General features: G+C 52.2%; 12 protein-coding genes and 1 tRNA gene. 4 read left to right on the forward strand and 9 right to left on the reverse strand.

Features of this window, described 5'->3' with window-relative positions; translation table 11 throughout:
* Positions 1–174: 174 nt before the first annotated feature.
* From KP814_RS16820 to arsS, 8 genes are all read right to left on the reverse strand, one after another.
* Entirely contained in the window at positions 175–810 is a 636-nt protein-coding gene (locus KP814_RS16820) for an acetyltransferase (protein WP_216737832.1), read from the reverse strand.
* Positions 803–1894, reverse strand: coding sequence for an N-acetylneuraminate synthase (gene neuB / locus KP814_RS16825; RefSeq protein WP_216737833.1), 1092 nt, complete (start codon positions 1892–1894; stop codon positions 803–805). Before neuB ends, KP814_RS16820 begins: the two co-directional genes overlap by 8 nt.
* Positions 1891–3075: a UDP-N-acetylglucosamine 2-epimerase gene (gene neuC / locus KP814_RS16830; protein WP_216737834.1), complete on the reverse strand. Its 1185-nt coding sequence runs from the start codon at positions 3073–3075 to the stop codon at positions 1891–1893. Before neuC ends, neuB begins: the two co-directional genes overlap by 4 nt.
* On the reverse strand, positions 3072–4256 hold the full coding sequence (locus KP814_RS16835; protein WP_216737835.1) for a LegC family aminotransferase: 1185 nt from the start codon (positions 4254–4256) through the stop codon (positions 3072–3074). The genes neuC and KP814_RS16835 overlap by 4 nt, the downstream gene beginning before the upstream one ends.
* The gene (locus KP814_RS16840) at positions 4249–5229 is read right to left on the reverse strand and encodes an SDR family NAD(P)-dependent oxidoreductase (RefSeq protein WP_216737836.1); all 981 of its coding nucleotides are present in this window, start codon (positions 5227–5229) and stop codon (positions 4249–4251) included. The genes KP814_RS16835 and KP814_RS16840 overlap by 8 nt, the downstream gene beginning before the upstream one ends.
* A 229-nt stretch (positions 5230–5458) precedes the next feature.
* Complete coding sequence (locus tag KP814_RS16845; protein WP_216737837.1) at positions 5459–6121, reverse strand: TIGR04282 family arsenosugar biosynthesis glycosyltransferase; 663 nt, start codon at positions 6119–6121, stop codon at positions 5459–5461.
* The gene (locus tag KP814_RS16850) at positions 6114–6809 is read right to left on the reverse strand and encodes a TIGR04283 family arsenosugar biosynthesis glycosyltransferase (protein ID WP_253938435.1); all 696 of its coding nucleotides are present in this window, start codon (positions 6807–6809) and stop codon (positions 6114–6116) included. The genes KP814_RS16845 and KP814_RS16850 overlap by 8 nt, the downstream gene beginning before the upstream one ends.
* On the reverse strand, positions 6806–7768 hold the full coding sequence (arsS, locus tag KP814_RS16855) for an arsenosugar biosynthesis radical SAM (seleno)protein ArsS (protein ID WP_216737838.1): 963 nt from the start codon (positions 7766–7768) through the stop codon (positions 6806–6808). Before arsS ends, KP814_RS16850 begins: the two co-directional genes overlap by 4 nt.
* Positions 7769–7929: 161 nt before the next feature.
* Here arsS and KP814_RS16860 point away from each other — a divergent pair.
* The 4 genes from KP814_RS16860 to KP814_RS16875 all read left to right on the forward strand — a co-directional run bounded on the left by KP814_RS16860 (position 7930) and on the right by KP814_RS16875 (position 10335).
* Positions 7930–8006, forward strand: a tRNA-Arg gene (locus KP814_RS16860).
* A gap of 295 nt (positions 8007–8301) precedes the next feature.
* Positions 8302–8697, forward strand: coding sequence for a hypothetical protein (locus KP814_RS16865; RefSeq protein ID WP_216737839.1), 396 nt, complete (start codon positions 8302–8304; stop codon positions 8695–8697).
* Positions 8698–8768: 71 nt separating this feature from the next.
* A complete protein-coding gene (locus KP814_RS16870; RefSeq protein WP_216737840.1) occupies positions 8769–9641 on the forward strand; it encodes a hypothetical protein in 873 nt (290 codons plus the stop codon).
* Between the two features lie 223 nt (positions 9642–9864).
* Positions 9865–10335, forward strand: a complete 471-nt coding sequence (locus KP814_RS16875) for an acetyltransferase (protein ID WP_216737841.1) — start codon at positions 9865–9867, stop codon at positions 10333–10335.
* A 59-nt stretch (positions 10336–10394) separates the two neighbouring features.
* Here KP814_RS16875 and KP814_RS32845 read toward each other — a convergent pair.
* On the reverse strand, positions 10395–11438 hold a 1044-nt coding region (locus KP814_RS32845), incomplete at its 5' end, for a fibrinogen-like YCDxxxxGGGW domain-containing protein (protein WP_305858193.1).

Here is an 11438-nt window from a genome sequence, read left to right on the forward strand (position 1 = left end):
CGCCTTTGATATGCGCCCTGTTCAACGCATGGCGCGGAGAGGCGAAGGAGAGTGAATTGGCGACGCGTTGCATAATTGTTAATCGGCTTTTCTCCTTTATTCTTTAGAGGCGGTTACGCTTTCGCCACAGTCCGTTACAAAGGCGACACAAGGCGGAAGCGCGGATTTGCCGCATCAGGAGAGCAAACTGCTTTTTGGCGGCGCCAGTTTGCCGTTTGAAGGTATGTCTTTTGCCGCTACGGCGCCGGCGCCGATCAATGCATTAACGCCAATGCGAACCTGCGGCAGAACAGTCGCATGACTACCGACAAACACGCCGTTCTCTGTTTGCACGCCTCCGCATAAGACTGCGCCTGGCGCAATATGATTGTCCGGGCCTACAACGCAATCATGCTCTATGACCGCGCGGGTATTAACAATGGTATTGGCGCCAATGACGCAGCCCGGCTGCAGGATCGCTCCCGCCATGATCTGACACCCTTCTCCCAAACTAATATCGTCAGACAGAACGGCATGAGGATGAACCAGTGTGGGAAAGCAGTATCCCTGAGAGGATAATTTGGCGAAAAGCTGGTTGCGCGCCATCTTGCCGGGCAAATATCCCAGCGCATTGACCAGATCCACCGTAGAGGGATCATAATCGCTCAAGCGTTCATCGCCTCCCAACACTTCCACTCCGCGCCACAATTGCGTTCCCTGCGCAAAACCCGGGTCCAGTACGCCAATAACCTCAGCCCCACTCAAGATGAGGATGTCCATCAGCACCCGAGCGTGCCCGCCTCCTCCGATCAGCAGCACGGGCTTATTCACAAATAAGCTCCCCAGCCTGATAGTCCCGGGTCGCAGACCCGCCCAGCAGCCGCCAGTACAGGAAGGGAGACATGCCTCCGCCGGGCCGGCTGACGGCGACGTTCAACGCATCGAAAGGCTCCCCTTTTTTAATAGCTCGCGCAGCGACCAGGCTTTTTCTGGCGACTTTCCGGTTTGCCATTTCCGCTTTGCTGGGAACTTTGACAGACTCTTGCAGCGCCTGCTCAATCGCGCGGATGCCCGCCACCATTTGCTGCAGTTCATCCGGCTCCAGTGACGCCATATGATCCGGTCCCGGCAGGTTACGATCCAGGGTGAAGTGCTTTTCCACGACGTCAGCGCCCAGGGCCGCCGCCGCCAATGCAATAGCGACGCCTTGCGTGTGATCCGAATACCCGGCCCGAACTCCAAACGCCTGCCGATAGGACTGCATGACCCGTAGCCGCACATCGTCAAACGGGGTCGGATAGTCCGTCGTACAGTGCAGCAAGGTCACTTTGGCGCGAACCGCCTCGCGCCCCTCACGACATCCCCAGGCAGCTTCGAAGGCTTCCGGGGATGGCGGCTCTCCACTTTCCGCCAACAGCCCAAAGGCCAGCGCGCTTAACGCAGACTCCACCTCTCCCAGCGTCGCCATGCCGGTAGACAGAATCAGACGCCCTTTCTCTGATTTTCGAACAGCCGCGGCGTGTTCAAGGAGAAAAGGCGCGTTGGTGATTTCACCAGAGGGAATCTTCAGTTGCTCCACGCCCAGCTCATCCACCAGAAACTTCAGACTGCGGCTCTCAAAAGCGGTAGACATAAACCCGATTCCACGCCGGTCGCACTCATCTCGCAAGCGCCTAAAAACCGCGTATTCCAGCTCCAGCTGACGCAGCATTTGCAGTTGGGATTCCTCCGCCTGGGAACCTCTTTTCTGGTATGCGGCCTTGGGCGCCTCCGCGGTGGCCAAGAGGTCCGCTTTGAATGTTTGAAATTTCACGACATCAGCGCCGGCGACGCTCGCCACCTCAATCAGCTGATGCGCCATGGCCTCATCGCCGTTGTGGTTCACGCCGGCTTCCGCAATGATCAGCGTCTTCACTCCACATCTCCTTGCGGCAGGTCGTAAAATGGTTTGAGCAATAGCGACTTTAATGGAGCCTGTTTGAGAACCTCCGCAATTTGCCGGGCGGTGTCGCCACCGCCATATGGCGGCGTCATCCCGTTCAGGCTCGCCAAGAATTCAGGCTCCAGCGCACGAGCGATCCCTTGGACAATGCTGGCGCGCTCTTCTTCGCATTGGATGACGGAAGCCGCCTGCAATCGTCCCCCTTGCCTGCCTCCGATATTGACCGTCGGCCGCCCCAGCGCTGGCGCTTCAATCAAACCGCTGGATGAGTTGCCGACCACCGCGTCAGCGCAACGCATAACGCTCAGGTACAGCAACTGCCCAAGGGAAGAGGACACCAGCACGTTGTCTCCGTGGCGCTCCTGATAACGGAGCAGACAATCAATGAGTTCACGACCATAGGCGTCCGCATTGGGATAGGTAAAGATCTTGAGGGCGTTCGGGTACTTATCCAGCGCCGACAGCAGCGTCCGCATTGATTCCACCGGAGCCGTCTCACTGAGCGTCTCAGGGTGATAGGTAATCAGTAATACAGGACGCCCCATATCGACCTTTAGCCGAGTCGCCACCTCATCCTTGCTTAACAGGGGCAGGCGTCGGATGTTCTCTACCCCCGGCGCGCCGACGTTAAACACTCTTTGCGGATTTTCGCCGAGCTGGATGACTCTGCGGCGGTATGCTTCCGCTGCGACAAAGTGTAACTGCGACATCTTGGTGATAGCGTGGCGAATGGACTCATCCACCGCCCCTTCCGTCAGCTCTCCCCCATGAATATGCGCAATGGGAATACGCGCCAGCATAGCCGCCTGCGCCGCCGCCAAAGCCTCAAAGCGGTCGCCGAGCAATACCAGAAGATCCGGCTGCAGCCGTGCATAGGCGTCCGCCAACCCAATAACGCCCAGTCCAACGGATTTGCTGATCGCCTGAGACGAATCCCCGGACAACAGCATTTCCACTTTTTCGGATATATGGAACCCATCGGCTTCGATTTGCTTCCATGTAGAGCCGAACTCCGGCGAAAGATGCATGCCTGTCGCCACCAGTTGCAAGATGAGTGCGTTATCCGCCTCAATTTCCTTCAGCAACCAATACAGCAGACCATAGTCGGCGCGCGCGCCGGTGACGACACAGATTTTTCTTCGGGATGTCGTCATGGCCTTTGAACCACGCTGCTGGGGAGGTTGACCAGCCTGCGCGAAAGCTCAATGGAAGCCGTCAATCCATCATGGGCGCAGCCCTCAAACATTGGCAGCTCATGCAGCAAACGCCAGACTGGGCGCATCTGCACGGACTCTTCCAGGGCCGCTTCAAGTAACGCAGTTTTCTCCTGCTCACTCGACACTAAAATAGCGTTCAGCCAGTAATTCGAGCGACTTTCCAGCGGCTCTTCCACAAAGGTTACGGGCATTCCCGCCTGATTGAAGAAGTCACGGTAGGCATGAGCCAACTCGCGCTTGGCCTCAATAAACCCTTCCAGTTGTTCGAGCTGGGCGCAGCCCAAAGCCGCATTCAAGTTGGGAAGACGGTAGTTGTATCCCAGTTCAGGGTGAAAAAACTCATAGGGGTGCGGCTGTTTCGCAGTCGTGGATAAAAACTTGGCGCGTTTGGCGAGGCGTTCATTATTGGTCACAATAACGCCTCCGCCGCCGGTAGTGACAACTTTATTGCCATTGAAGCTGAACACTCCCATATCGCCAAACGTACCCGTGTGACGCCCTTTATAGAAGCTGCCCAAAGACTCCGAGGCGTCCTCCACCAGCCTGATTCCCCATTCCTGGCAAATATCTCTAATCTGATCAATCCGGCAAGGATGACCAAACACATGTACAGGAACGCAGGCTTTAATCACCGCTCCCGTACGCTGATTGACAGCCACTCCACCCTCTTTAAGGGCGTTGTTCTCCAACCAGTTCCGTAACGCTTCCGCACTCATGCCTAACGAATCTTTGTCGACATCCACCATCACGGGGTTGGCGCGGCAATACAGAATCGCCGCCCCTGTAGCCACAAAGGTCAGCGCCTGGGTGATGACTTCATCTCCCGGCTGCACGTCGCACAGAACCAACGCCAAGTGCAATGCCGCCGTACCGTTCACCGCAGCGACGGCGTAGCCCGCGCCGGTGTATTCAGCAATCTGGCGCTCGAATCTATCAACGAAAGCTCCCACGCTGGAGACAAAGGTTGAATCAATCGCTTCATTCACATACTGCTTATCAAGTGCGCTAAACCTCGGCTCATGCAAAGGAATCATGCCCTGGTTGGGAAAGGCGTTGCGAATAAACTCAAACAGTGGTTTATATTCCTGGCGACGGACAGAGACTAAAGGATCAGACATTGTAAATATCCGCCTTGTACCGCCTCAGGTTCTCGGGGCGCGTAAACCAGTCGATTGTTTTGCGCAGTCCCTGCTCAAGGCTGTATTTCGGTTCATACCCGGTGAGACTTTTTATCAAAGCGTTATCACATTTAAGTCGAAACACTTCCGAGTTTGCGGGTCGCGCACGCTGTTGATCCGACTCCATCATCACTTCCGCCTGCATCAGCCGACAAATCAATTCGAAGGTATCGCCAATGGAAATTTCCGTATTGGAGCCGATGTTAACGACCTGACCAATCGCCTGCTCACATTCCGCCAACTCAATAAAGCCCAGGCAAGTGTCTTCAACGAAATTGAAGTCCCGCGTAGGCGTTGGGTCTCCTAACTTGATCAAGGACTTACCCGCGGCGATTTGAGAGATGATGGTGGGAATTACTGCTCTGGCGGACTGCCTGGGTCCGTATGTATTGAAAGGTCTCGCCACCGTCACCGGCAACTGAAACGCATTCTGGAAACTCAGCGCCATGGATTCAGCGCCAATTTTGGAGGCGCTGTAGGGAGACTGCGGCTGTAAGGGATGCTTCTCATCAATAGGCGCATATTTGGCGGTGCCGTAGACTTCCGAGGTTGACGCGTGCACAAGCCGGCCAACGCCATTGAGCCGGGCGCCCTGGCAAATATTCACCGTCCCGCGAATATTGACGTCGACGTAGGTATCCGGCGCCGTATAGGAGTAAGGAATGCCAATCAGGGCAGCGAGGTTAAAAACCACATCCACGCCCTTGGTGAGCTCGATGCAATAATGCGGATCACGGATATCGCCGTTCCAAACATCCAGATCCTTCAGGCAGGCGGATTGTTCCAGCCACCCCCAATCATTAAACGAGTTGTAATAGCTAAGCGCGCGAACTTGGTAACCTCGCGCGTGCAGCATCTCCACTAGATGCGAACCGATAAATCCGTCCGCCCCTGTCACTAACGCTGTTTTCATTTTGAACAATCTTCAGGCCTATCCGCCAAACACTTTGCGCATCTTGCGCTGATGCTAGGCGCTGACACGCATTTATCTGCTACGTGAGCGCTTCCAGCTTCTCACTACCTATACATTCTCACTACTTATACATGAAATGTAGCTGTACGGGCCTTAAATTCAAGGAGGGATAGCAATTAGATTCTTTAATAATCAAGCAAGTAGCAGAGTAAAAGCTATTCAGAACAGGTTAATCGACGCGGGAATGCGAGCGTTCCTCCTCTTGACGCCAGCGCAGGTAGTCGGAGTAGTCATCAACATCCCAGGAAACAGGCAAAAGCTGATGACTCAGGCCAGCATCGCCTAATCGCGCAATGGTCGCCTGCAGAACCGTCTCAACGCCCCAGGCCATACCGCAGAGAGACAGCGAAGTAATATTACGCACGCCAATCAACACATACCCACCATCTTCCGCGGGCCCGAGCACCACATCAGTGTGATCCAGCGCCACCATCGCCTGGCGCAAATAGTCTGACGTGATAACCGGACAGTCGCTTCCCACCAATAACGTCTTTTGGGATTGCCTTAGTCCCTGCGCCAAAGCATGACTCATGCGCTCTCCCAAATCCGCACCCTCTTGATAGCGGATCATCAGCTTCCTGGCCTGCGCCATGTGTGAGGGCTCCACCGTCGCAATCAGAAAGCGTTGCATAGCGTCGGCGTCGTCCCAATGGGCGTCCCACCACAACTCTACCGGGCCAAGGTCGGATTCAAGCAAGACATTCAAGGTTTTGCGCAAAAGGGCTTCATGCACATCCAGCGCCCGCGCGGCGCCCAATTCCGGAATCAAACGGGTTTTCACCAGTCCGGCAATAGGGCGCTTGGCGAACTGAATCAGGCAGCACTCAGACATTACCCGGCCTCCCATAGTAGCGACGAAACAGCTTGTCAGGGGCGACGCCGAGCCAATACTCGAAACGCAATCGCCACATTAGAAAGATAGTTTTCCAAATCCCACGGGTTTCCCAGCGCCTGCTGGACGTAATCACTCTGGCGCGAATGCAAAAGGGCGGGCTCAGACGTCGCAGGCGTTTGCAGATTTCCACGTCTTCCATCAATGGGATGCGCGCATAACCGCCAAGCCGTCGAAAAACTGATCGGCGAATAAAAATCGCCTGATCTCCCGTCGCAACCGAGGTGATGCGGGAACGCAGATTAATCAGGGTTTCCACCACGCGAAACATGAATCGCCGCCCAGACAGCGCCACATCAAAACGCCCCCAGTCAGCATTGGACGCCACAAACGCAGTCAATTGCGCGATCGCGTCTTGAGGCAATTGTGTATCCGCATGCAGAAACAGCAGGACCTCTCCGCTAGCGCTCTCGGCGCCGTTGTTCATCTGCGTCGCACGTCCTGGCGTACTGACAATAATCTTATCCACCCGCGGTTCAGCGAGAGACACCGTCTCGTCGCGACTGCCGCCATCAGAAAGAATAAGCTCCCATCCAGCTTCGCGCAGCGGTTGCAATACCCGCAAAAAAGCCGAAATAGATTCGGCTTCGTTCAAAGTAGGAATGATGACGCTGACGGGTATGCTCAATCCAGTGCGCCTCCGCAGCTGCTGCCCTGTCCGGCGGTGCATCCATAACAATGATCCGCCGTGGCGATACTGGAGCCTTCCAGGTTCTCGGTCATCAAGTCTCGCAGATGCACTTTGGGCTTGTCTGACGCAATCAAGGGAATGTCCAGCATTTGGTTAAAGTCGCAATCGTACACATATCCCTGCCAATCCACGCTGATCAGCGTGCGGCACATCACCGAATGTAAATTATGTTCGGAATAGGAGGCGTGCAGCAGTTGCATATAGTCATTGAACTGCCCTTTGGATAATAAAACACTGCCGAAGCGACTGATCGGCATGTTGGTCAGCACGAATAGCTGATTGAACTCAATGCCGTGATGATCCAACAGCTCGCGCTTGTAGTCCGCCTCCAGCTTCTCCTGGGCCGGCGGTAAAAAAGGACCGCCCGGGTTGTACACCAGATTTAGGGTTAATCCGCTGCCCTCACGCCCATACCCCAAAGCGTTGAGCTTTTTCAGCGCAGAAATGCTCTCCTGATAAACGCCCTTACCGCGCTGTTTATCCACATTCTGTTCTGCATAACACGGCAACGACGCCACGATCTCAACGCCTTGCTTAGCGAGGAAATCACCCAGGTCCTCCTGTCCGTCTTCATGCATGATCGTGAGATTACAGCGATCCATGACCGTCACCCCCATCCCTCGCGCCTCCGTCACCAGGGAACGAAAGAATGGGTTCATCTCCGGCGCGCCGCCAGTAAGGTCCAGCACTTTGATTTTCTTTACCGAGATAAACTCAAGCACATCCGCAATCACCGCCTCCGTCATCATCTCCGTCCTGGTGGGACCGGCGGCGACATGGCAGTGCGTGCAGCTAAGATTACATTTGTACCCCAAGTTGACCTGCAGGGTCTCCAGGGTTCCGCGAGTGACTGCGGGAAAATTGGAAACCATCAACATCGGCCGTACATCTAACATCAGAGGCTCCTTACTACGGGGTCATATATTTATAAGAGTAATAGACAGCCGTCGCACTGGAAAGTTTCCCAACCGGCGCAAAGCGTTCATGCGCCCTGCCCGCCCGGAAAATAGAGGGTTGAGAGAACGGCCCAATGCCGCTATTATTTAGCGCTCTTGACGCCCTGGTGGCACAGCTGGATAGCGCGTCCCCCTCCTAAGGGGAAGGTCGCAGGTTCGAATCCTGCCCAGGGCGCCACCCCGCCTAGCTCGATACTACTTAAAATCACCCAAAACCCTTTAAATCTGCGGCATTTCAGCGATTTTAATGTGTGGCTAATATTCACCCACCCCCACAATAAGTAATATTACTTAGAATCACCTAATAAATTCAGTATCGGTACGCAATTAACTATCCGGGGAAGTTATGTAATATCTTAATTACTGTATCGGAGGCTGCAAAATTGTGCGCGACCAAACCAACACTGATATCCGACCTATGCCCTAAGTCTACTGAGAGCTGCGTATATCGGACGCGAACTTCCGGCTGCAACTTGATTGATAACAGCAGTCACTTCAAAAGAATCATTGACCTACTGACAAACTATCTAACGACCAGAGACTCCTTCCAACTGGCGTTTTCCGTACAGCAGGCGCTTGTCTTTTACGATATTCCCGCCTATATATTCAGACTGTCCATAAACAAAAAGACATGGATCTTCTCTGATGGCGACTATCTTTTACTATCCGATGTAGAAGACATATCAGAGGCCGCATTAGAATCGCCTCATATCATTTTTCATGAGAACTACTGGATAAACGTCAACAAGCACTTTACGTTTAAAATGCTTGTTGATGCACAAGAAAGAGAGCGCTATATGGAGCCGCTTTTCCTTTTGACAGAGACGATTAACTCAATCGCAGATTCCATACCTCGAAATGAAGCATAAAAAAATCCAAAAGCAGTATCTTTTCGTAAATAGATACGCCCCAGAATACTGTTAAATTAAGGCTCAGGTTTATGCTTCACTTATTAATGCAGAATAATAACCCAACCTCCTTAGGCGCCTTCGCAAGATCCAGCATCAATAATAAAAAAAGTTCTTCTAGTAACAGTAAAGTCTCAGAACTGGAGAAAAAGAACACGGAGCTTGAGGAATCAAACAGAGAATTATCTAACCTTTTGATGGACCAAATGCGATCCAATAGCTCTTTGGGCAATATTATCTCTCTGTTTGAAAGGTGCAGTCATGAGAGCGAGCCATTAAACGTTGGCGCGCATATTCTAGAAGCGCTTGCTTACTATGACTTCGAATACTGTTTCCTGGTCAACTGGCCAGAGCAATATTACCTTTTCTCACATGATGGTTTTATTACTGATCTGCAGGCGAAAATAATTACCCACTTGACGCTACAGAAAGACAGAATCATCCGATTTAATAACAAGACTCTCATCAACTATCCTTATTTCGCCATCTGCCTGACCTTGTTAGACGATAACAAGCTGGATGATCTGACTCGTCTGGCGCAAGTGTGCGACTATATTATTGAAAATCTGGCAAAGAGTAGCCGCGAGAAAGTCGTAAAACGCCGCCTTAGTCAAAAAGCGTTGTCCGACACCATTACGCTTTTAGACAACATCATGGAGATAGAGAACACATGCAACAACTGTACGATGGATTGCTTTTCGGACTTTAGGTGGACGATTCAAAGCACCATTATAGGTATGGACCTCGCCCCTGAAGATGAAGAAAGAATCACCTATGTATTGGAGCAACTCCTTGAACAGTTTGAACAGAGACAGGTTTCAACCAGGACAATAGACAAATATCTTCGCCGAGCTAAATGCAACCTGCTACATCTCGACGCCGAAGACAAGCTGGGAAAAGGCTAATTCTGATTTACTCTCTACGCTAAACATCAGAACCACGAGCAGAGCCTAATGCTCACCACCCCAACTAACCGATAGCGGCAGATACAAAGTAAAGCTATACAGAAGCACAGATCAGGGCGCACTTAATAACGCGCCCTTCCTACAGACCTTTGCCGCTTTATAAGCATTTGATAAATAAAAACAAAGACAGTATCTTCCATGCTCGTTAAATGGAGTTATGTCTATGTCAAAATTATCCCGCCAATACAGTCCAACGCAACCACTCTGCCGCGTTGAAGCCGATGAATATCCAGAAATTGTCGAGGTCTGGGAATCCTCAGTTAGAGCCACCCATGACTTTTTATCTGAAGAAGATATTCAATTCTTCAAACCGCTAATACTCAATGAATACCTGAAGGCGGTAAACCTGAGATGCGCAAAAAATGCTGACGGAAAAATACTAGGTTTTGTCGGCGTCGCGGATAGAAATATCGAGATGCTGTTCGTCGCCGCTGAAGCTCGCGGAACTGGCGTAGGCGGATGTTTATTACGACATGCGATTGATGAGCTGCAAGCCGTCAAGGTCGATGTAAATGAACAAAACCCACAGGCTGTGGGCTTTTATGAACGCTTCGGCTTTAATATTGTCGGGCGCTCTCCTGTAGATGGAATGGGCAAGCCGTTTCCTTTGTTGCATATGGAGTTTTCACTATAAAACCAGCCCAAAGGCCCTGCGAGTTTCTCTCAGGGCGTCTGGGCTCAGTCCAAACTATATTATTTTATAAAGTAAAAAAGCTCATTTTGCTCGTTATAAGAGACATCTGACGCATAGGGCCATTTATCAAACTTAACCGTCGAGTATTGATAGAGAGCCGCGCCACCAGTGTTATTGCCTGAGTTCAACGGATTCGGAACAACAATCATGGAATAGTCTGAACCCAGATGGTTGCACTCCGTATTTTCATTGTGCCAAATCGTAGCGGCTTTGCTTTCAGCGTTGTAATTTTCTTTTTCACTCAGATTATCTTTGTCCTGCAACGCAAGACAGTTCCCTGAATAGAGCTTGGCATGACTGATTGTCGAGACCTTACCGAACTCATCAATAAACATCATTCCTGCACTCATGTTATCCCGCAGCTGACTCCAAACGGTTGCATTAACGACACCAATATCTGACGAGGAAAGGCCATCGATAACAGGTATATTGGACATCCCGTCAGTTAGGTGAGCTACCAACATCCAGCCGCCCCCTTCTGTTTCCATGTCACAATAAGCTTCAAACGCTTCTAAAGGACCATCCCCGTCAGGATCGATAGTGTACATGCCACTTGCTGCGCCGGGGTTTGCCGACAGAATGGCGTTACAGGATACACCTCCACCTACAGGCGACGGCGCTATGCTTGAGTGTGCAACAATAATGAAATGGGCGTTCAAACCTGAACTGTTTCCAGTTACCAGCGCGCCTGTTGAATTGACATGACTAAAAGTAATGCTATTCGGCGTTAGCTGGTTGATTGTAATCGCATCACCAGCGCCACCAGTCAATGCTTGCATTGTGGCGACAAAGGATACTGACTCTGTGTTCAGGTTGTGGGTCAACTCAAACTGCCCATCGCTGATCTCGCTTAATGCCCAACCGCCAGGAATAGCCGAGCTCCCTGGCGCATCCAGATTGATAAACCCGGCGAATACATTAGAGGCGATCCCGGCTGCTCCTGGCTCACCTTTTTCACCCTGAGGTCCCTGTGGACCAGCAGGACCCACCTCACCTTGAGGACCAGCAGGTCCGGCCTCCCCCTGAGGACCTTGAGCCCCCAC

Source organism: Hahella sp. HN01 (assembly GCF_018986435.1).
In the GTDB taxonomy this organism is placed as follows: domain Bacteria; phylum Pseudomonadota; class Gammaproteobacteria; order Pseudomonadales; family Oleiphilaceae; genus Hahella.

Excerpts from the sequence above, each read along its gene's own strand:
- KP814_RS16845 (WP_216737837.1), bottom strand. The coding sequence starts at position 6,121 with ATGTCTGAGTGCTGCCTGATTCAGTTCGCCAAGCGCCCTATTGCCGGA.
- KP814_RS16835 (WP_216737835.1), bottom strand. The coding sequence starts at position 4,256 with ATGTCTGATCCTTTAGTCTCTGTCCGTCGCCAGGAATATAAACCACTG.
- KP814_RS16840 (WP_216737836.1), bottom strand. The coding sequence starts at position 5,229 with ATGAAAACAGCGTTAGTGACAGGGGCGGACGGATTTATCGGTTCGCAT.
- arsS (WP_216737838.1), bottom strand. The coding sequence starts at position 7,768 with ATGTTAGATGTACGGCCGATGTTGATGGTTTCCAATTTTCCCGCAGTC.
- KP814_RS16875 (WP_216737841.1), top strand. The coding sequence starts at position 9,865 with ATGTCAAAATTATCCCGCCAATACAGTCCAACGCAACCACTCTGCCGC.
- KP814_RS16870 (WP_216737840.1), top strand. The coding sequence starts at position 8,769 with ATGCTTCACTTATTAATGCAGAATAATAACCCAACCTCCTTAGGCGCC.
- neuC (WP_216737834.1), bottom strand. The coding sequence starts at position 3,075 with ATGACGACATCCCGAAGAAAAATCTGTGTCGTCACCGGCGCGCGCGCC.